This is a genomic window from Pseudomonas sp. rhizo66, from assembly GCF_031931925.1.
Taxonomy (GTDB): Bacteria; Pseudomonadota; Gammaproteobacteria; order Pseudomonadales; family Pseudomonadaceae; genus Aquipseudomonas.
Genome location: NZ_JAUJWZ010000031.1, coordinates 21,004 through 40,141, shown reverse-complemented (window position 1 = coordinate 40,141; position 19,138 = coordinate 21,004). Strand labels below are relative to the sequence as shown.

The following is a 19,138-nucleotide window of genomic DNA, read 5'->3' as shown; positions in this document are numbered from 1 at the left end:
ATCGGGAGACTGATATGTCTACTGCAGCCCAGGTACGTCCGCCATTGCCGCCCTTCAACCGTGAATCGGCCATCGAGAAAGTTCGACTGGCCGAGGATGGCTGGAACTCCCGCGACCCGGAACGGGTATCGCTGGCTTACACCCTCGACACCAAGTGGCGCAACCGCGCCGAATTCGCCAACAACCGCGAAGAAGCCAAGGCCTTCCTGACCCGCAAATGGGCGAAAGAGCTGGATTACCGTTTGATCAAGGAACTCTGGGCCTACTCGGACACACGCATCGCCGTGCGTTACGCCTATGAATGGCACGATGATTCGGGTAACTGGTTCCGTTCCTACGGCAACGAAAACTGGGAATTCGATGAGCATGGCCTGATGTTCCAGCGCTACGCCTGCATCAACGACATGCCGATCAAGGAGAGCGAACGCAAGTTCCACTGGCCACTGGGTCGGCGTCCGGATGATCATCCGGGTCTGAGCGAACTCGGCCTCTAATTTCACAGGGATTTCAATTGTCGGAGCGTGCCTGCTCGCGAAGGCGTCGTATCAGTCAATGCAGATGTGACTGACACACCGCTTTCACGAGCAGGCACACGCCTATAGGTGGAACACAATTCAAAATGTAGGAGCGTGCTTGCTCGCAGGCGTCAACCGGGTCGCCGCAACAGTTGGATACAGGTAACATGACCGCCCTCCCCGCAGCTCACGTTCTGCGCCCTGCCGAATAAGCCGATTCCATGCCTTTCGAACTCAGCGTTGACCTCACCACCCTCGCCATTCTGGCCTTTGTCGCTTTCATTGCCGGTTTCATCGATGCCATCGCTGGCGGTGGCGGCCTGCTGACCACGCCCGCCCTGCTGACCGCTGGCCTGCCACCGCATCTGGTGCTCGGTACCAACAAACTCAGCTCGACGTTCGGTTCGGCCACCGCCAGTTTCACCTTTTACAAACGCAAGTTGTTCCACCCGCGACAGTGGACCCACGCCATCGTCGGCACGTTGGTCGGTGCATTGACCGGCGCCATCGTCGCCCATTACCTGCCGGCGGAATGGTTGAACAAAATGCTCCCGGTGATTGTGTTCGCCTGCGGCTTGTACCTGTTGTTCGGAGGTACACCGAAAGCGCCGCTGGACAGCAACGCACCGATCAAAAAGAAATGGCAATCGAGCCAAGGCTTCAGCCTCGGTTTCTACGATGGCGTTGCCGGCCCCGGCACGGGCGCGTTCTGGACGGTAAGCAGCCTGTTGCTCTACCCGATCGATCTGGTCAAGGCCAGCGGTGTGGCGCGCAGCATGAACTTCGTCAGCAACATTGCGGCGCTGTCGGTGTTCGTGTTTTCCGGGCAGGTGGACTGGATCATCGGCCTGAGCATGGGCCTGTCGGTGATGGTCGGCGCGTTCTTCGGCGCGCGCACCGCGATCAGCGGCGGCGCCAAGTTCATTCGCCCGGTGTTCATCACCGTGGTGCTGGGTTTGACCGTGCGCCTAGCCTGGCAGCACTGGTTCAGCGTGGCCTAAACGCCGCGCCACGTAGACGTCGATCAGGTACCGGGCAATCGATTTCGACGCCGGCAGCGGCGGCAGATCGTGCACGTTGAACCATTGGGCGTCTTCGATCTCGTCTTCCTGACAGACGATCTCGCCACCGGCGTACTCGGCATGGAAGCCGAGCATCATCGAATGCGGGAACGGCCAGCACTGGCTGCCCATGTACTGAATGTTCTTCACCTCGATCTGCACTTCTTCGCGCACTTCACGAATCAGGCAGTCCTCGGCCGACTCGCCCGGTTCGGCGAACCCGGCCAGCGTGCTGTAAACCCCGGTGACGAATCGCGGTGAGCGCGCCAACAGAATCTCGTCGCCACGGGTGATCAGCACGATCATGCTCGGCGAAATACGCGGATAACTGCGCAGGTCGCACGGCTGGCAGTACATCGCCCGCTCGCGCGGCACCTGGGTCATCGCCTGACCGCAATTGCCGCAAAAACGGTGCTCACGGGCCCAGGTGCCGATCTGTGCGGCATACCCAAGCACTTTGTAGATGGTGTGATCACCGTCGAGCATGAACGCCCGCAAACCTTTCCAGTTACAACCCGACACTTCGCTGGCACTGCGCAATTCCAGCAAGTACACCGGCTCGCCATCGAGATGGCCGATACCGTGCTCGGCGAGGACCGACAAGTCCTGACGCTTGAGCCATTCCCGAGGGAACAGCGCGCCGTTGTCATCGAACAGAAAGCCTTCCGGGCTGCGTGCCACGGCCCAGCCGCCGGGTTGATCGGTGTCCAGTACTGCAGTGGTCCAGCGAGATGTCATGGTTTCTCAGTCCAGAAATTCGGGTTTCTGTTTGCTCATATGGGCGGCCATGGCCACGCGCAAGTCGGTGGATTGCAACATGGCGGCGTTCCAGGTGGCAACGTATTCGAGACCGTCGTCGATGCGATGGTCGCGCATGTAGCTGATCATTTCCTTGGTGCCCGTGACCGCGATCGGCGACTTCGCAGCGATCTCTCGGGCGATATCCAAAACACCTTCAAGCAGCGCGTCTTTGTCGCTGTAGACGCGATTGACCAGGCCGATGCTGCGCGCCTCGTCAGCGCCGAAGGTGCGACCGGTGTAAGCCAGTTCACGCAGCATGCCGTCACCGATGATCCGTGGCAACCGTTGCAAAGTGCCAACATCGGCGGCCATGCCGATATCGATTTCCTTGATCGAGAATTGCGCGTCTTCGGCGGCGTAACGCATGTCGCAAGCGGCGATCAGGTCGATGGCGCCCCCCAGGCAATAACCCTGAATCGCTGCCAGCACCGGTTTGCGGCAATTATCGACGGCGTTGAACGAGGCTTGCAGGGTGAGGATCTTGCGGCGCAGCAGGCGCGCGTTGCGGCCGACGTCCTTGCCCAGTTCATTGGCGACGCCGGCGAGCATCATCAGATCGATGCCGGAGGAAAAGTGTTTGCCGTTGCCGCTGAGCACCACCACGCGCACTTCGTCGGTGTCGTCGATCCACTGGAAGATCTCGACGATCTCGCTCCAGAACGTCGCGTTCATCGAGTTGATCTTTTCCGGACGATTGATCTGCACATGGGCGATGTTGTCGGCCAGTTCGACGCTGAAGGCGGAGTATTGAGTCATGGCAGTGATCCTTTACCGGGCTGAAAATGAGGCCCGAACTATAACAAGGCATCACAGTGGCGGTTCGGCCAAATGCGGGACTGCAGTGCTTACTCCCCTGTAGGAGCTGCCGAAGGCTGCGATCTTTTGATTTTGTTTTTAAGAGCCAAGATCAAAAGATCGCAGCCTTCGGCAGCTCCTACCCGGGTTATTGCACAACCCCACTCATCTGGCCAAACGCCGCAGCCCAAACAACATCCCCCCCGCCCCCAGCAACATCACCGCCAGAAACGCCGGGTAGGAAATCCACCACGGCGTCCCCGCTGTCATCATGCTGAACTCCGACATGCCGCCAATACTGGCAATCAGGTTCAACGGCAGAAACACCACGTTGATCAACGTCAGTTTGCGCAGCAGGTTGTTCATGCTGTTGTTCATCAGGTTGCCACGCGCATCGATCAGCCCGGAAAACACCGTCGAGTAGATTTCCGCCTGCTTGTAGCACTGGTTGTTTTCGATGATCAGGTCGTCGATCAGGCCGAGCGCTTCGCTGCCGAAATGCTGCTTCTCGGCGTGATTGCGTAGCCGCGTGAGGACCGCACCGTTGCTGTGCAGCGCGTTGATGTAATAGATCAGGCTTTCGCTGAGGTTGAACATCTGCACCAGATGCTGATTCTGCATCGAGGCGTTGAATTTCTGCTGCAGTTCGCGGGCGACCAGTTTGATCACCTTCAGGTGCCCGAGGTAGTGATGGATATTGTTGAACAGCAAGTCGAGCAACACATCCAGCGGCGTGTTCAACGGCTGGCGGGTGCCGAGGCCGTGCAGCGGCGTGTCGTCGGTGGCAATCACCAACAATTGCCCCGGCGCAAACAGCAACCCGCAGGACGACACTTCAAACGCCAGGCTACCACCCCCGGAATAGTTTTCCGGGCGTTTCCAGATCAGAAACAAATGGTCGGGATGGAACTCGATGCGCGACACCTCGTCCGGATCCAGCGCTGACGCCAGTGCATGCTCGTCGACCTTGAAATGGCTGTGCAGCAAGTCGCGTTCGGCGGCATCGGGGTTGCTGAACAGCATCACCTCGGCGTCCAGTCGTTCGACCCGCTGCAGGGCGCCGTGGCTGAGTGCGAAGCTGTTGATCATCGGCGCCTCACCAGGCCTGACCGCGACGCTTGAGTTCCAGGCGGCGCACGAACTCTTCCAGCACCAGTGCATAGAGATCGTCGTGCAAATAAGCGTCTTCGATACCGGCGTCGAGGTTGGGGTTATCGTTGACTTCAATCACCACCACTTTGTCGCCAGCCTGCTTCAGATCGACACCATAGAGCCCGTCGCCGATCAGGTTGGCGGTCTTCACCGCCAGTTCCACCACCGCGCGCGGTGCTTCGTGGATCGCCATGGTCCGGCATTCGCCGTTGACGTCCTGCCCCTTGGCCTTGTGGTTGTAGATTTGCCAGTGGCCCTTGGACATGAAGTACTGGCAGGCGAAGATCGGTTTGCGGTTGAGCACGCCAATGCGCCAGTCGTATTCGGTGTAGAAAAACTCCTGCGCCAGCAACAACACCGAGTGTTCGAACAGTTCGGCAGTCGCTTCAAGCAAAGCCTGCTGGCTTTCGACCTTGATCACACCACGGGAAAAACAGCCATCGGGGATTTTCAGCACCAGCGGAAAGCCGAGGCGCTCGCCCACACGCTCGAAGTCTTCGGGTCGCTCCTTGTAGAGGATTTCCGTGGCGGGCATGCCCAGTTGATGACTGTTGAGCAAGTCCGTCAGGTAGACCTTGTTGGTGCAGCGCAGAATCGACGTCGGGTCATCCATGACCACCAATCCTTCACTTTCGGCCTTCTTGGCGAATCGATAGGTATGGTTGTCGACGCTGGTGGTCTCGCGGATCAGCAAGCCGTCGTACTCGGCCAGACGCGCGTAATCCTTGCGCTCAATCAGTTCAACATCGATGCCCATGCCCTTGCCGACCCGGACAAAATTCGCCAGTGCCTTGGCGTTGGACGGCGGTAAAGCCTCCTGCGGATCGTGCAATATTGCCAGGTCATAGCGCGCCACTTGCGGTGAACGTGGCACGCGCCAGACTTTACGACTGAAACCGTCCAGCGCGTTGGCAAACTGATCTTCCTGATCATCACGCAACTTGTGCAGAGCACCGGACTTTATACCTTCGATGTGCCAACCGTTAGTTCGGCGAAACTCAACTAACAAAATCGGACAGGGAAACACTTCAAATAACTGTCGGGCCAGATCCTGTAATGGCTCGATATGGGTCCGGCCGAAATACAGGGTCAGGGTAAAACCTTCGGTGTCACTGTAAAGATGATGACTGAGGGCCTTCTCAAGGGTTTTATCGAGATCATCCAGCGCCAGGCCATACAGTGATTTTTTCGTCAGCTCGCTGATGGTACGCACTGACGGAATCACCTTGTGCCCACGCGCCTCGGCCAGCAGCGAGCAGTAGTAGCCGTGGCCCAGATACTTGTAGCTACGGCACAGATTGATCACCTGCACGCGTTTCCCCGGTTCGCTGTCACGGCTGCGCTCGAGATACTCCTGAGCCGTCAGGATGTCTTCGCTGGGGAAGTATGAAGCCCAGTCTTCCTTGCGCTCGACAATTATCAATACTTGACTGGCGGCTTTGATCGATGAACTTAAATAAGTTGCCGCCGGCAAACTTTGCTCGGATACTTCGCGCCAATGACCCTGTACCGCTGACATAGAGATTGATCCGTTGGAGAACAAGACCTTTTCTATTAAGCACGAAGTTTTTTGAAAGTCTCGTTTCGTTACGCAACTTTTACGGTGGTCATATGAAGGCTGTTTTTCGTTTGGCGGTAGTTGAAGACTTGCCGGCGCTGCTGGCACTGGAAATGCAATGTTTCACCACGGACCGGCTCACCAGTCGCAGCTTTCACTGGATGATCACCCGCGCTCACGGGCAGTTGCTGGTGGCGGAATACGACGGTCAATTGCTGGGTTATGCGCTGGTGTTGTTTCATCGCGGCACTTCGCTCGCGCGGCTGTATTCCATTGCACTGGCCGTTGAAGCGCGAGGGACCGGTCTGAGCAAGCAACTGCTGCAACGCATCGAAGCGATGGCGCTGGAGCACGATTGTGCGTACCTGCGCCTGGAGGTGCGCATCGATAACCCGGCGGCCATTGCCCTGTATGAACGCAATGGCTACCGGCGTTTTGCGCTGATTCATGATTACTACGAAGACCACGCCGACGCGCTGCGCCTGGAGAAACGCATTCTGCAGCACCGCGACTCGCGCAGCATCAAGGTGCCTTATTACCCGCAAACCACCGATTTCACCTGTGGCCCGGCGTGTCTGTTGATGGCCATGGGTGCATTGCAATCGGATCGGTTACTGGAGCGTCGAGAAGAGTTGCAGGTCTGGCGGGAAGCGACGACGGTGTTCATGACCTCCGGGCATGGCGGGTGCAGCCCGCAGGGGTTGGCTTTGGCGGCGTGGCGTCGCGGGTTTCGGGTGCGCATGGCGCTGAGCATGAGCGGTCCGTTATTCCTAGATGGTGTGCGGGATGCGCATAAAAAAGACGTCATGCGTTTGGTACATGATGAGTTCTCGGCGCAATTGCAGGAGACCGATGTCGAGTGTGTAATCGGTGCGCCACTGGATCTGCCGCGTTTACTCGATGCCGGCGGGCAGCCATTGGTGTTGATCAGCAGCTATCGACTGACCCGCTCCAAGTCCCCGCACTGGGTGATCGTGACCGATTGCGATGAGGACTTCGTGTATCTGCATGACCCGGATGTCGACCACAGCCAGCATCGGCAACCCATGGACTGCCAGCATGTGCCGGTGAGCCATGGCGAATTCGAGAAAATGTGCCGGTTTGGCCGGGGTAAATTGCGCGCGGCGGTGGTTTTATACCCCCGCGAAACGTGAGAACCACCTGTAGGAGCTGCCGAAGGCTGCGATCTTTTGATTCTGAAAAACAAGATCAAAAGATCGCAGCCTCGTTGCACTCGACAGCTCCTACAGGGGAATCTTCTTTAAAGTTCGGGTTTCAGGCCGATTTTGTACAGCGAACCCTTCTCCTCATCCGTCAGCACATACAAATACCCGTCCGGCCCTTGCCGCACATCACGGATCCGCTGCTTGAGTTCGCCGAGCAAGCGCTCCTCATGCACGACCTTGTCGCCATCGAACTGCAAACGAATCAGCTCCTGAGTCACCAGCGCGCCGATAAACGCATTGTGTCGCCACGGTTTAAAACGATCGGCATCGTAAAACGCCATGCCAGTGACGCCCGGTGATTTCTCCCACACATGGTGCGGGGCCAAGGTGCCTTCGGCGGTTTTACCCTGAGCTTCGGGGATCGGCTGCATCGAGTAATTGATACCGTGAGTCGCCAGTGGCCAGCCGTAGTTCTTACCGCGTTCGATGATGTTCACCTCATCACCACCGCGCGGGCCGTGTTCGTTTTCCCACAGCGTTCCGGTCCAGGGGTTGAGCGCCGCGCCCTGCGGGTTGCGTATGCCGTAGGCCCAGATTTCCGGGCGAATGCCGGACTGGCCGACAAAGGGATTGTCATCGGGCACCTTGCCATCCGGGTAGATGCGCACGACCTTGCCTTGCAGCTTGTCGAGATCCTGCGCGGTCGGCCGGTCGTTGTTCTCACCCAAGGTAATAAACAGATAGCCGTCGCGATCAAACACCAGCCGCGAGCCGAAGTGATTGCCGACCGAAAGCTTCGGTTCCTGACGGAAGATCACTTTGAAGTCCTTCAGCGTCTTCAAGTCATCCGAGAGTCGCCCGCGACCCACAGCAGTGCCGGCCTTGTCGCCGGCACCGCCACCTTCGGCATAGGACAGATAGACCAGACGATCCTGTTTGAAGTCCGGCGACAGCGCGACATCCAGCAACCCGCCCTGCCCCTTGGCCCAGACCTGCGGCACGCCGGAGATCGGCGCCGACAGCGTACCGTCGGCCGCCACCACGCGAAGATGGCCCGGACGCTCGGTGACCAGCATGCCTTTACGATCCGGCAAAAACGCCAGCGCCCAGGGATGCTCAAGGCCTGCGGTGATGGTCGTGACTTCGAGAGTGCCCTGTTCGCTCTGCAGCTCCTTGGGTGCGGCGGCAAAGGCCGGAGCACTGATCAGCGCACCGGCACACAGTGTGGCTAGAAGGGTTTTACGCAACATGCACGATTCCTTTTGTTCGTCTCAGGGGCCGACAGAACCGCAGTCCTGCCGCTCAACGGTTGCTGTCTCCGCTGCGCGAAGGTGGATTGGGAATGAAGGTGGGTGATTTATTCGGCACCGAACGGATCGGCTGGCCGTTGCCAATGCCTCGATTCTCGACGGTAGGCTGACGCGGCGTCGGTACCGTGTTCGGCCCGCGAATGGGCGGAGCGCTGGGCTGGGTGCCCTGCATGCTGTTCGGGTTGGCCCGACGGATCGGGCTGTTGTAGGGGTTATTGCTGTTGCCGGTGGGGCTTTGCGCCACCAGGACGTCGGCATGAACCAGCCCGCCACTGAGGGCCAGGACGACGATGCCAAGCAGAATTCGGTTCATGACGCTGCCTCACGGTGGGCCGGGGATAGAGCCTTCGAGTCCACGCTACGCCGAGGGTTCGGATTTGTTAACCCGTCAGGCTTAAACAACATGTAACACGGCTTGACCAGGTTGCTGGCAACCCGCGCATTCCGGGGAAACTTTCAGCCGCGGCCGCAGGTCATCCGATCATCACTCGGAGAACTCCCCATGGCTCGGGCAATCTGGAAAGGCGCAATCAGTTTCGGACTGGTGCACATCCCTGTCGCATTGGTCTCGGCGACTTCGTCGCAGGGCGTGGATTTCGATTGGCTCGACAGTCGCAGCATGGATCCCGTGGGTTATAAACGGGTGAACAAGGTCACCGGCAAGGAAGTCACCAAGGAGCACATCGTCAAAGGCGTGGCCTATGAAAAGGGTCGCTATGTGGTGCTCAGCGAAGAGGAAATCCGCTCGGCGCACCCTGTCTCGACGCAGACTATCGACATCTTTTCCTTTGTTGACGCTGAACAGATTCCCCTGCAAAACATCGACACGCCTTATTACCTGGCGCCGGACAAGCGTGGCGGCAAGGTTTACGCGTTGCTGCGCGAAACCTTGAGCAAAACCAATAAGGTCGCGCTCGCCCGGGTGGTGCTGCATACACGGCAATACCTTGCGGCGTTGATGCCGCTGGAATCGGCGCTGGTGCTGGTGAAGTTGCGCTGGCCACAGGAGGTCCGTGGTCTCGACGAACTGGAACTGGGCAGCGAGGTGACCAAGCCGCAACTGGCCAAGGGTGAACTGGACATGGCCAAGCGGCTGGTTGAGGACATGAGCGCGGACTGGAAGCCAGAGGACTATAAAGACGAGTTTGAAGACAAGATCATGGCCCTGGTCGAGAAAAAGGCCCATGAAGGCAAGATCGAGGATGTTGAAACGGTCGGTGGCGAGGAGGAGCGCAAGACTGCCGATGTTATCGACCTGACCGAGCTGCTTAAACGCAGCCTGGGCGGGAAAGCAGCGGCGAAGCCGAAGGCGAAAGCCCCCACCAAAGCAGCGCCAGCCAAGAGGACAAAGAAGGCATCCGGCGAATGACAATCCAAGAATCGTCAGGTAACTGACAGGTTGTATTTGAGAGAGTTATCGCTAGCAGGCTAGCTACCACAGGGTTCTGAGTCGAATGCAAAAATTGCTTTCACTCGAGACTAAAGTGGGAGCGAGTCTGCTCGCGAAGGGGCCAGCCAAAGCAATGCAAAAATTCAAATCAGAATGAAGATCGCCAGCAAACCACCGAAGATCGCCCACTTTTCCATGTAGTAGCGCTTGCGATTGCGCTTTTTAAGCTCTTTGCCACGCAGACGAATCTTGTAGATCCGGGTAAACAAGCGGTTGATCCCGCCCGTGCGGTCGCCTGCATCGTTCGGCGCGCCGGCAGCCGACATCACCGTGCGGCTGAACCAGGCGTTGAACGCCGCGGCCCAGCGGTACTTCATCGGCCGTTCAATGTCGCAGAACAGGATGATGCGGTTCTTGTCGGTGGTGTTTTCGGCGTAATGAATAAACGTCTCGTCGAACATCACCGCTTCGCCGTCACGCCAGTGGTAGTTCTCACCGTCGACATTGATGTAGCAGCCGGCGTCGTTCGGCGTGTCCAGGCCCAAGTGATAGCGATAGGAACCGGCGTACGGGTCACGGTGACGCACCAGTTTCGAACCCGGTGGCAGCTCGGCAAACATCGCGGCTTTGATCGAACCGATGCTCTGCACCAGTTCGGTGGTGCGTGGGCACAGCTTCATCGCCGACGGATGGCTCTCGCCGTACCACTTCAGGTAGAAGCGCTTCCAGCCGCTTTTGAAGAACGAGTTGAAACCGACATCGTCGTACTGGTTAGAACGCTTGATTTCGCCGGCACGCAGCAGGTTCTGCCCTTCTTCACGGATTTCTTCCCAGTGCGCCTGTAACGGGCTCAAGTCAGGAAACTCGCTCGGGTCCAGGTATGGCTTGTTCGGCTTTTTTGAAAACAGATAAAGGAAGCAGTTGATCGGCGCGAGAAACGTCGAATGGTCGCTCAGCTGTCGACCGAGTTTGTGTCGCACACGCCCACGCAGATGAACGTATGCAATGGAAATGACATAAATAGCAGCAATGATGAGTTTCACGGAAATCGTCACACGTCAAAAGTGAACAAACTGCGCGCTTGGCGGCCTGTGGCCCAACGTCTTATGCAGTGGTCTGAATACACATGGCACGTCCTTGGCCCGCGCCGTAACCGGACGCTCGGTGAAAGGTGGCATTTTAGCCACAGTTTGTAACTGAGGGTGAGCGTTCATCTGTGAAAAACTGTCCGGCATATGCACCAATCGGCGATCGTGGCGTGATCGCCCTATCGTTTAAAGAGCCAGACCAGTACAATCGCCGCCAAACTTTACGCGCCCCCCTTGGTTGATGACGGGACTTTCCCGCTTCAGCGCACTTTGACTCGGGCCAAGCGCTCCAGCCGCACCCTCGCTACTCAGAATGCTTCGCAGGAAAAACTCTTGATTTCTACAGCTAACATCACGATGCAGTTCGGCGCCAAGCCGCTCTTCGAAAACGTTTCGGTCAAATTCGGTGCGGGCAATCGCTACGGTCTGATCGGCGCCAACGGTTGCGGCAAGTCGACCTTCATGAAAATCCTCGGCGGCGACCTCGACCCGTCCGGCGGTCAAGTCATGCTCGAGCCGAACGTGCGTCTGGGCAAGCTGCGCCAGGACCAGTTCGCTTACGAAGAATTCACCGTGATCGACACCGTGATCATGGGTCACGAAGAGCTGTGGAAGGTCAAGGCCGAGCGCGACCGCATCTACTCGCTGGCGGAAATGTCGGAAGAAGACGGCATGGCCGTGGCCGAGCTGGAAACCGAATTCGCCGAGATGGATGGCTACACCGCCGAATCCCGTGCCGGTGAACTGTTGCTGGGCCTGGGTATCGGCATCGAGCAGCACTTCGGCCCGATGAGCGAAGTTTCGCCAGGCTGGAAACTGCGCGTGCTGCTGGCGCAGGCGCTGTTCTCCGATCCGGAAGTGCTGTTGCTCGACGAACCGACCAACCACCTGGACATCAACACCATCCGCTGGCTGGAAAACGTGCTGACCCAGCGTAACAGCCTGATGATCATCATCTCCCACGACCGTCACTTCCTGAACAGCGTGTGCACGCACATGGCTGACCTGGATTACGGCGAGCTGCGCCTGTTCCCGGGCAACTACGACGAGTACATGACCGTGGCGACCCAGTCCCGCGAGCAACTGCTGTCGGACAACGCCAAGAAGAAAGCGCAGATTTCCGAGCTGCAATCGTTCGTCAGCCGCTTCTCGGCCAACGCCTCGAAAGCCAAGCAGGCCACTTCCCGCGCCAAGGCGATCGACAAGATCCAGTTGGCCGAAGTCAAGCCTTCGAGCCGTGTCAGCCCGTTCATTCGCTTCGAGCAAAACAAGAAGCTGCACCGTCAGGCGGTCATGGTCGAAAAAATGGCCAAGGGTTTCGACGGCAAGCCGTTGTTCAAAGACTTCAGCTTCCAGGTTGAAGCCGGCGAGCGCGTAGCGATCATCGGCCCGAACGGTATCGGTAAAACCACCCTGCTGCGCACCCTGGTCAACGAATTGACCCCGGATGCCGGTAGCGTCAAGTGGACCGACGCCGCGGAACTGGGCTACTACGCTCAGGACCACGCACACGACTTCGAAGACGACGTCACCCTGTTCGACTGGATGGGTCAGTGGACACAGGGCGAGCAGATGATTCGCGGTACGTTGGGGCGCATGCTGTTCTCCAACGACGAGATCCTCAAGTCGGTAAAAGTGATTTCCGGTGGTGAGCAAGGTCGCATGCTGTTCGGCAAGCTGATCCTGCAAAAGCCGAACGTGCTGGTGATGGACGAACCGACCAACCACCTGGACATGGAATCGATCGAGGCGCTGAACCTGGCGCTGGAGAACTACCCGGGCACGCTGATTTTCGTCAGCCACGACCGTGAGTTCGTATCGTCCCTGGCCACGCGCATCATCGAGCTGAGCCCGGATGGCGTGACCGACTTCAGCGGCACTTACGATGACTACCTGCGTAGTCAGGGCGTTGTGTTCTAAAAGCAGCTTCAAGTGTTGAGCTGCTAGCTTCAAGCTAAAGCCCTGTCCTGTGTGACGGGGCTTTTTGCATTTCAGGGTGAGGGATTTTTTGGTGCGACTACCTTCGCGAGCAGGCTCGCTCCCACCTTTGGAATGCATTCCCCTGTGGGAGCGAGCCTGCTCGCGAAGGGGCCATCAGCGGCGACATCAATCCTCAGGAAAGATAGTTAGCCTGCTTTCTTTTATATGGCGCCCACGCCATGATGCGAGCTCTCCCACCGCCGCCCGCGAACGAGTCCTCATGTCTGCGCAGCAACAGCCACCGCAACGCTCCATGGCGATCACCCTGCAGATCGTCTCCATCGTGTTCTACACCTTTATTGCGTTCCTCTGCATCGGTCTGCCGATCGCGGTGTTGCCCGGTTATGTGCATGAACAACTGGGGTTCAGCGCGGTCATCGCCGGGCTGGTGATTGGCTCGCAGTACCTGGCCACCCTGCTCAGCCGGCCGATGGCCGGGCGCATGTCGGACACGCTCGGGACCAAACGGGCAATCATCTATGGCTTGTGGGGGATTGTCCTCAGCGGTTTGCTGACGCTGGTGTCCACGCTGCTGCAGGACTTTGCGCTGGCCAGCCTGATTATTCTGATCATCGGCCGTTTGCTGCTCGGCATCGCGCAGGGCTTGATTGGCGTCGGCACGATCAGTTGGTGCATGGGCCAGGTCGGCGTCGAGCACACGGCAAAATCGATCGGCTGGAACGGCATCGCCTCCTATGGAGCAATTGCCATTGGTGCGCCGTTGGGTGTGGTGATGGTCGCCGATTACGGCTACACCAGTCTGGGCATCGCGCTAGCCGTGCTCGCGGCTGGCGCACTGCTGCTGATCCGCAATAAACCGTCAGTGCCGGTGATCCGTGGCGAACGGCTGCCATTCTGGGCAGTGTTCGGGCGAATCGCCCCCTATGGCGCCAGCCTGACCCTGGCCTCGATCGGCTACGGCACGCTGACCACTTTCATCACGCTGTATTATCTCAACCGTGACTGGACCGGCGCGGCGTATTGCCTGACGGTGTTTGGCGTGTGCTTCATCCTGTCGCGGCTGATGTTTATCTCGGCGATCAGTCGTTTCGGCGGTTTCAGGTCAGCCATCGCCTGCATGACCATCGAAACCGTGGGGCTGGTGCTGTTGTGGCTGGCACCGTCCACCGCATTTGCCTTGATCGGCGCGGGACTGGCGGGGTTTGGCCTGTCGCTGGTGTATCCGGCGTTGGGTGTCGAGGCGATCAAGCAGGTGCCCAGTTCCAGCCGCGGTTCCGGGTTGGGCGCTTATGCGGTGTTCTTCGATCTGGCACTGGCGATTGCCGGGCCGTTGATGGGCGCGGTCGCGTTGAATCTGGGGTATGCGTGGATATTCTTCAGTGCGGCTCTGTTGTCAGTGATCGGCTTGGGGCTGACCTTGCTGCTAAAGCGCCGGGCAACAAGCTGAAAAGCAAAGTCAAAAGATCGCAGCCTTCGGCAGCTCCTACAGGTTGAACGGTATTCCCATGTAGGAGCTGCCGAAGGCTGCGATCTTTTAATCTTTTGATCATTGATCTGCGGTTTGCATCCCGGCCCGGGTCGGTTTACCCAAGGTGTGCGAGAAGAACCGTCCAGCCTCCGAGATCAGGTTGCGATGGATATCCTCACGATCCACACCATCGGCATCGGTGCACAGCGCCGGCATCGCGCGAATCTGCTCTTCATTACACGGCGCCATAAAGACGAAGTGCCCTGCCCCGGCCAGTAATTTGAAATCCGGCGCCGTCGGCAGTTTGCGCGCCAGCGCTGCGGCGTTCTTGTCGAAAGCCACCAGTTTGTCGCCATCGCCGCTATAGAGCAGCACCGGCACATGCACATCGGCCAGGGTGTGACGGCCAAACTTCAGACTCAACGGCGCCATCAACAGCAAGGCATGCACGCGCGGATCGGCCACCGGTTGCAGATCATCCCGATCAACGATCAACTCACCTTGGGTGTTACAGGCATCACGATCGTCCGGGCGCTCCTGGCAATACCGACGCAGGCGATCCAGATCCGGTTGCGCCCCGGACAGGATCAACGCGGTCTCTCCGCCCGCGGAATAACCGATCACCCCGACCTGATCGGCGTTGACGTAGGGCGCAAGCATGCGGTCGCCCAGGGTCGCGGTGATGGCTTCGGAAATCTGGATCGGCCGCCCGTAGAGGTTGCTCAGGGTGCCGAGTCGGCTGTGGTCTTTGGAGTTGTCGCCGGGGTGAATCACCGCCACCACGACAAAGCCTTTGCGCGCCAGCGATGTCGCCAGGTCGTGCAGCGCGAGCGGCGTGCCGGTGTTGCCGTGGGACAACATCAGCATCGGAAAGCGGCCGATGGCGACTTTGGTGTCTTCGCCGGCCTCGACCGAATAACCCTCGAGCAGGCTCATGTGCTCGCGATCGCTGGAAGGATAGAAGGCGATGGCGCGCATCGGTTGCAAGTCTAGCGGATCGAGGAAGGTCATCTCGTGATAACCGACGCTCCAGACCGGGTGTCGCCCAGGCGCGGCATGCACTGTGTCAAGGCTGCCAAGCAGGCAAATCAGTAACGTTGCACAAAGACGCATCATGGGATGCCCCACCCTGTTGTTACTCAATCGAAAGGTCCGTTGCGTTGCGGGCCTGAACCCCGGGGATGCGGTGTTCCGATACGACAATGCACTCAGACGCTGATTGTGTGACTGCATAACCCGGGCCAGATTATGTAACAGCCAGAAACAAAAAACTCCGTACTCACCCCTTGCGGAACCAGAATACAGAGTTTTTTGGGTATTACCTGAACATCAGCTGTTCTTTACGCAAGCCTTACGCGGCGGCGAACAGTTGCTCGCTGATCTTCGCTTGTGCAGCGGTCATGGCGTTGTTGCGCACTTCATCGCCATACGCCAGGCCTTCGGCACGGACGATTTCGATGTCGGTGATGCCGAGGAAGCCCAGTACCAGCTTCAGGTATTCTTCGTGAGCGATGCCGCTGGCCTGACCGGCATGAATGCCGCCGGAAGTGGAAACGATCACCACTTTCTTACCGCCGCACAGGCCTTCAGGGCCGGCTTCGGTGTAACGGAAGGTCTGACCGGCAACAGCAACGCGGTCGATCCACGCCTTGAGTTGGGTCGGTACGGTGAAGTTGTACATCGGAGCGGCGATTACAACCGCGTCGGCAGCGATGAACTCGGCCAGGGTCGAAGCGCTCAGTTCGGCTTCGTGCTGTTGTGCGGCGTTACGCAGTTCAGCAGTGGTACCGGCAGCCACCAGGGTGGTCGACGAGAAATGGCTGATGGCGTCAGCGGCCAGGTCGCGGTAGGTCACCACGGCGCTTGGTTCGGCGGCTTGCCAGGCTTTGACGACTTCGCTGCTCAACTGACGGGAAGCCGAGTTGTCGCCCAGAATGCTCGAATCGATATGCAGCAGTTTCATGTGGAATCTCCTGGAAGGAATCGCCGGTGGCGACGGAATGGAGACAATCCTACGCAAGAAACCAATGGATGATTAGCCGCCTGAAATGCGATAGTTTGTCCCACTGATAGAACAGTCGGATATCCCTGATGCAAGACCTCAACGATCTCTACTATTTCGCCAAAGTCGTCGAGGCCGGCGGTTTTGCTGCGGCCGGGCGATTGCTCGGGATTCCCAAGTCCCGCTTGTCACGGCGCATTGCCGAACTGGAAGAACGCCTCGGCGCACGCTTGCTGCAGCGCACCACCCGACAACTCAATCTCACTGCGGTTGGCGAACGTTACTTGCGTCACTGTCAGGCAATGTTGCTGGAAGCGGAAATGGCCGATGAGGCGGTGGCGAGCATGTCGAGCGAGCCGCGCGGTCGGCTGCGCGTGTCCTGCCCCACCGGTCTGGCCCGGGAAATGTTGCCGTGGGTCATTAGCGACTTCCTCGGCAAATTCCCTCAGGTGCAACTGGAAGTGGTGTTGCTCAATCGCCGGGTCGATCTGGTCGGCGAAGGTTTTGACGTCGCGCTGCGCGTGCGTGAACACGGTGACGAGGATCCGCTGTTGGTGACCCGGCGTTTGCGTCAGGCGCAAATGGTCGTGGTGGCCAGTCCGGCGTTTTTGCAAGGCAAAACGATCAACCATCCGCAAGACCTGAAGCATCTGCCCGTGTTGGGCGCGCTGGAGGCGGATCGCATGGTCCATGTGCGTCTGCTCGATCAGCAGGGCCACAGTTTCGAACTGAACATGGAGGCTCGCTTGGGCATCGACGATTTTGTCGTGCGCAAAACCTGCGTCCTTGCCGGTCAGGGGTTTACCCTGTTGCCGATGATGTATTGCGAAGCGGAACTGGAAAACGGCACGCTGGTGCAGATGCTGCCAGAGTGGTCTCTGCCCGGTGGCTGGCTGCAAGCGGTGTATCCGCATCGGCGCGGAGTGATGCCAGCGGTGCGCGCATGGATCGATCATCTGGTCGAATCGTTCAATGCCTGTGGGGAGCGGTTGTTATGAGCAAGGGAAAGATGAGCGAAGCCGACGTGGCGGAGTTCTGCCTGGCATTGCCGGGCGCTCGGGAAGATTACAAGTGGGGCGGCGTGCGGGTGTTTTCGATTGCCGGCAACAAGATGTTTGCCTTGCAGGGGCTGCGCGGGGACTCGCTGGCGTTCAAGGTCGACAAGGATCTGTTTCTCGGTCATTGCGACCGCCCCGGCATTCATCCGGCGCCGTATCTGGCGCGGGCGCAGTGGATCATCATGCACCCGCCTTACCCGTTGGCTGCTGAGGAGTTGCAGGGATTACTGCAGCGTTCGCATCAACTGGTGGTGAGCAAATTGCCGAAAAAAACCCAAATCGGTTTATTGCTGTAACCCCAATCCCCCTGTGTAGGAGCTGCCGAAGGCTGCGATCTTTTGACTTTGATCTTTTAAAAGCAAGATCAAAAGATCGCAGCCTTCGGCAGCTCCTACATAGGGAATTGCGGTGTGTTCAAAACAGGGTTAGCAGGTTCGAGCCAAGAAACAACTGGTCGATCCAGAACACCTGATGCAGCAGCACAATCACCCAGAACAGAATCTGGAACGACACCTTGCGCGTCTTGTGCCGGAACACCTGCTGGGCGATCAACGCACCCGGCCAGCCGCCCGCCAGTTCCACGGCATGCAGGATGTTTTCCGGTGTGCGCCAGGCATCGGTGCGCACCTTGCGTTTGTCCGCCCAGTACATGAAGAACGCCAACACACTGACCACGCCGTAAGCCGTCAGCGGCACCAAAGAGATCCCGCGCAACCACATCGACACCGAGCCGAACAACGGCAACGCGCAGACGATCAGCAGAACCACCAGTTTCAGCTTCAGATGCTGAATATTGTTGCCGCCCGAAGGACGCCCCTCGGGCCGGCGTGCGCGGGAATCACTCATGGCCTGGCCGCCGCCCAGTCAACCCAGCCAAACTGCCAGGTCGCCAGAATCAGCAGACCGAACACAATCCGGTACCAGGCAAACGCCGCATAGCTGTGGCTGGCGATGAACTTGAGCAAGCCGCGCACGGCGATCATGGCGAAGATGAACGCGGTGACAAAACCGATGGCGAACACCGGGAAGTCCGCAGGCACAAACAGGTCGCGGTACTTGTAGCCCGAGTAGACCGCCGCACCGACCATGGTCGGCATCGCAAGGAAGAAGGAAAACTCGGTGGCGGTCTTGCGGGACAGGCCGAACAGCAACCCGCCAATGATCGTCGAGCCGGAACGCGAAGTGCCGGGGATCATCGCCAGGCACTGGGCGAAACCGACTTTGAGGGCATCTTTCCAGGTGATCTCGTCGACCGTTTCGGCGTGCACTTCATGCTGACGCTTTTCCGCCCACAACATGATGATGCCGCCCACCACCAACGCGGCCGCGACGGTAATCGGGTTGAACAGGTATTCGTGGATCAGGTCGGCAAAGATCACGCCGAGCACCACGGCGGGCAGAAACGCGATCAGCAGGTTGGCGGTAAAACGCCGTGCGCTCGGCTGGGTCGGCAAGCCGATGACCACGTCGAGAATCTTGCGCCGAAACTCCCAGACCACCGCGAGGATCGCGCCGAGCTGGATGATGATATTAAACGCCATGGCCCGTTCGCCGCCGAACTCGAGCAAGTCGGCAACAATGATCTGGTGTCCGGTACTGGAAATGGGCAAAAACTCCGTCAGCCCTTCTACAACTCCTAGTATCAGTGCCTGCAAGGCCGTCCAAAGATCCATCAATCCCCCAAAGAGCGATGCGCGCGGGCATGCTCCGATAGTATTTTTCTAGCGTTCACTGCGATCAGCGTAGCTGCAAATGGCTGTACCGATTCCGCACGCACAGGATCCACACGAAACGGTCAAAATTCCGTGAAATATCAATTTGGATTCAGGTTTT

The 19,138-nt window shown here is 58.6% G+C and carries 19 protein-coding genes; 8 read left to right on the top strand and 11 right to left on the bottom strand.

Annotated features, from left to right (window positions below):
• The first annotated feature begins 14 nt into the window (after nt 1–14).
• Both QZR14_RS26880 and QZR14_RS26875 read left to right on the top strand, forming a co-directional pair.
• Entirely contained in the window at nt 15–494 is a 480-nt protein-coding gene (locus tag QZR14_RS26880) for a nuclear transport factor 2 family protein (RefSeq protein WP_311998199.1), read from the top strand.
• Between the two features lie 242 nt (nt 495–736).
• A complete protein-coding gene (locus tag QZR14_RS26875) occupies nt 737–1,516 on the top strand; it encodes a TSUP family transporter (protein WP_311998198.1) in 780 nt (259 codons plus the stop codon).
• Here QZR14_RS26875 and nudC read toward each other — a convergent pair.
• From nudC to QZR14_RS26855, 4 genes are all read right to left on the bottom strand, one after another.
• Nucleotides 1,484–2,314 (bottom strand): NAD(+) diphosphatase, encoded by an 831-nt coding sequence (gene nudC / locus QZR14_RS26870; protein WP_122607227.1) that lies wholly within the window; start codon nt 2,312–2,314, stop codon nt 1,484–1,486. The genes QZR14_RS26875 and nudC overlap by 33 nt on opposite strands.
• 6 nt (nt 2,315–2,320) lie before the next feature.
• Nucleotides 2,321–3,133, bottom strand: a complete 813-nt coding sequence (locus tag QZR14_RS26865; RefSeq protein ID WP_311998197.1) for a crotonase/enoyl-CoA hydratase family protein — start codon at nt 3,131–3,133, stop codon at nt 2,321–2,323.
• 204 nt (nt 3,134–3,337) lie between these two features.
• A complete protein-coding gene (locus QZR14_RS26860) occupies nt 3,338–4,261 on the bottom strand; it encodes a magnesium transporter CorA family protein (protein WP_250605068.1) in 924 nt (307 codons plus the stop codon).
• Nucleotides 4,262–4,268: 7 nt separating this feature from the next.
• On the bottom strand, nt 4,269–5,843 hold the full coding sequence (locus QZR14_RS26855; protein WP_250605067.1) for a RimK family protein: 1,575 nt from the start codon (nt 5,841–5,843) through the stop codon (nt 4,269–4,271).
• Between the two features lie 92 nt (nt 5,844–5,935).
• Here QZR14_RS26855 and QZR14_RS26850 point away from each other — a divergent pair, with 92 nt between their 5' ends.
• A complete protein-coding gene (locus QZR14_RS26850; RefSeq protein ID WP_250605066.1) occupies nt 5,936–7,036 on the top strand; it encodes a peptidase C39 family protein in 1,101 nt (366 codons plus the stop codon).
• Nucleotides 7,037–7,143: 107 nt separating this feature from the next.
• On the opposite strand, the gene QZR14_RS26845 is transcribed toward QZR14_RS26850, so the two are convergent.
• Both QZR14_RS26845 and QZR14_RS26840 read right to left on the bottom strand, forming a co-directional pair.
• Nucleotides 7,144–8,298 (bottom strand): PQQ-dependent sugar dehydrogenase, encoded by a 1,155-nt coding sequence (locus QZR14_RS26845; protein ID WP_311998196.1) that lies wholly within the window; start codon nt 8,296–8,298, stop codon nt 7,144–7,146.
• A gap of 52 nt (nt 8,299–8,350) precedes the next feature.
• Nucleotides 8,351–8,671 carry a hypothetical protein gene (locus tag QZR14_RS26840; protein WP_311998195.1) on the bottom strand — a complete coding sequence of 107 codons (321 nt, stop codon included), beginning with the start codon at nt 8,669–8,671 and terminating at the stop codon, nt 8,351–8,353.
• 189 nt (nt 8,672–8,860) lie between these two features.
• Between QZR14_RS26840 and ku the strand changes: the two genes are divergently transcribed.
• A complete protein-coding gene (ku, locus tag QZR14_RS26835; RefSeq protein WP_250605063.1) occupies nt 8,861–9,727 on the top strand; it encodes a non-homologous end joining protein Ku in 867 nt (288 codons plus the stop codon).
• A 164-nt stretch (nt 9,728–9,891) separates the two neighbouring features.
• Here ku and lpxO read toward each other — a convergent pair whose 3' ends face one another.
• A complete protein-coding gene (gene lpxO, locus QZR14_RS26830) occupies nt 9,892–10,791 on the bottom strand; it encodes a lipid A hydroxylase LpxO (protein ID WP_122598150.1) in 900 nt (299 codons plus the stop codon).
• Between the two features lie 378 nt (nt 10,792–11,169).
• Here lpxO and QZR14_RS26825 point away from each other — a divergent pair, with 378 nt between their 5' ends.
• Together QZR14_RS26825 and QZR14_RS26820 are read left to right on the top strand one after the other, a co-directional pair.
• Nucleotides 11,170–12,756 carry an ABC-F family ATPase gene (locus tag QZR14_RS26825; RefSeq protein ID WP_123450015.1) on the top strand — a complete coding sequence of 529 codons (1,587 nt, stop codon included), beginning with the start codon at nt 11,170–11,172 and terminating at the stop codon, nt 12,754–12,756.
• Nucleotides 12,757–13,036: 280 nt separating this feature from the next.
• Entirely contained in the window at nt 13,037–14,224 is a 1,188-nt protein-coding gene (locus tag QZR14_RS26820; protein WP_311998194.1) for an MFS transporter, read from the top strand.
• Between the two features lie 99 nt (nt 14,225–14,323).
• Here the strand turns inward: QZR14_RS26820 and QZR14_RS26815 are convergent, their stop codons facing one another.
• Both QZR14_RS26815 and QZR14_RS26810 read right to left on the bottom strand, forming a co-directional pair.
• The gene (locus QZR14_RS26815; protein WP_250605061.1) at nt 14,324–15,361 is read right to left on the bottom strand and encodes an alpha/beta hydrolase family protein; all 1,038 of its coding nucleotides are present in this window, start codon (nt 15,359–15,361) and stop codon (nt 14,324–14,326) included.
• A 235-nt stretch (nt 15,362–15,596) separates the two neighbouring features.
• Nucleotides 15,597–16,208: an FMN-dependent NADH-azoreductase gene (locus QZR14_RS26810; protein ID WP_116030393.1), complete on the bottom strand. Its 612-nt coding sequence runs from the start codon at nt 16,206–16,208 to the stop codon at nt 15,597–15,599.
• A 128-nt stretch (nt 16,209–16,336) separates the two neighbouring features.
• On the opposite strand from QZR14_RS26810, the gene QZR14_RS26805 reads away from it, so the two are divergent.
• Nucleotides 16,337–17,245 (top strand): LysR substrate-binding domain-containing protein, encoded by a 909-nt coding sequence (locus tag QZR14_RS26805; RefSeq protein WP_311998193.1) that lies wholly within the window; start codon nt 16,337–16,339, stop codon nt 17,243–17,245.
• Complete coding sequence (locus QZR14_RS26800) at nt 17,242–17,601, top strand: MmcQ/YjbR family DNA-binding protein (protein WP_311998192.1); 360 nt, start codon at nt 17,242–17,244, stop codon at nt 17,599–17,601. Before QZR14_RS26805 ends, QZR14_RS26800 begins: the two co-directional genes overlap by 4 nt.
• A 118-nt stretch (nt 17,602–17,719) precedes the next feature.
• Here the strand turns inward: QZR14_RS26800 and QZR14_RS26795 are convergent, their stop codons facing one another.
• Together QZR14_RS26795 and QZR14_RS26790 are read right to left on the bottom strand one after the other, a co-directional pair.
• Nucleotides 17,720–18,151, bottom strand: coding sequence for a DUF1294 domain-containing protein (locus QZR14_RS26795; RefSeq protein WP_311998191.1), 432 nt, complete (start codon nt 18,149–18,151; stop codon nt 17,720–17,722).
• Entirely contained in the window at nt 18,148–18,978 is an 831-nt protein-coding gene (locus QZR14_RS26790) for an undecaprenyl-diphosphate phosphatase (protein WP_250605058.1), read from the bottom strand. Before QZR14_RS26790 ends, QZR14_RS26795 begins: the two co-directional genes overlap by 4 nt.
• Nucleotides 18,979–19,138 lie beyond the last annotated feature (160 nt).

What these genes read in the sequence shown, in the direction of transcription:
- QZR14_RS26880 (WP_311998199.1), top strand. Translation starts at nt 15, where the DNA reads ATGTCTACTGCAGCCCAGGTACGTCCGCCATTGCCGCCCTTCAACCGT.
- QZR14_RS26875 (WP_311998198.1), top strand. Translation starts at nt 737, where the DNA reads ATGCCTTTCGAACTCAGCGTTGACCTCACCACCCTCGCCATTCTGGCC.
- nudC (WP_122607227.1), bottom strand. Translation starts at nt 2,314, where the DNA reads ATGACATCTCGCTGGACCACTGCAGTACTGGACACCGATCAACCCGGC.
- QZR14_RS26865 (WP_311998197.1), bottom strand. Translation starts at nt 3,133, where the DNA reads ATGACTCAATACTCCGCCTTCAGCGTCGAACTGGCCGACAACATCGCC.
- QZR14_RS26860 (WP_250605068.1), bottom strand. Translation starts at nt 4,261, where the DNA reads ATGATCAACAGCTTCGCACTCAGCCACGGCGCCCTGCAGCGGGTCGAA.
- QZR14_RS26855 (WP_250605067.1), bottom strand. Translation starts at nt 5,843, where the DNA reads ATGTCAGCGGTACAGGGTCATTGGCGCGAAGTATCCGAGCAAAGTTTG.
- QZR14_RS26850 (WP_250605066.1), top strand. Translation starts at nt 5,936, where the DNA reads ATGAAGGCTGTTTTTCGTTTGGCGGTAGTTGAAGACTTGCCGGCGCTG.
- QZR14_RS26845 (WP_311998196.1), bottom strand. Translation starts at nt 8,298, where the DNA reads ATGTTGCGTAAAACCCTTCTAGCCACACTGTGTGCCGGTGCGCTGATC.
- QZR14_RS26840 (WP_311998195.1), bottom strand. Translation starts at nt 8,671, where the DNA reads ATGAACCGAATTCTGCTTGGCATCGTCGTCCTGGCCCTCAGTGGCGGG.
- ku (WP_250605063.1), top strand. Translation starts at nt 8,861, where the DNA reads ATGGCTCGGGCAATCTGGAAAGGCGCAATCAGTTTCGGACTGGTGCAC.
- QZR14_RS26820 (WP_311998194.1), top strand. Translation starts at nt 13,037, where the DNA reads ATGTCTGCGCAGCAACAGCCACCGCAACGCTCCATGGCGATCACCCTG.
- QZR14_RS26815 (WP_250605061.1), bottom strand. Translation starts at nt 15,361, where the DNA reads ATGATGCGTCTTTGTGCAACGTTACTGATTTGCCTGCTTGGCAGCCTT.
- QZR14_RS26810 (WP_116030393.1), bottom strand. Translation starts at nt 16,208, where the DNA reads ATGAAACTGCTGCATATCGATTCGAGCATTCTGGGCGACAACTCGGCT.
- QZR14_RS26805 (WP_311998193.1), top strand. Translation starts at nt 16,337, where the DNA reads ATGCAAGACCTCAACGATCTCTACTATTTCGCCAAAGTCGTCGAGGCC.
- QZR14_RS26800 (WP_311998192.1), top strand. Translation starts at nt 17,242, where the DNA reads ATGAGCAAGGGAAAGATGAGCGAAGCCGACGTGGCGGAGTTCTGCCTG.
- QZR14_RS26795 (WP_311998191.1), bottom strand. Translation starts at nt 18,151, where the DNA reads ATGAGTGATTCCCGCGCACGCCGGCCCGAGGGGCGTCCTTCGGGCGGC.
- QZR14_RS26790 (WP_250605058.1), bottom strand. Translation starts at nt 18,978, where the DNA reads ATGGATCTTTGGACGGCCTTGCAGGCACTGATACTAGGAGTTGTAGAA.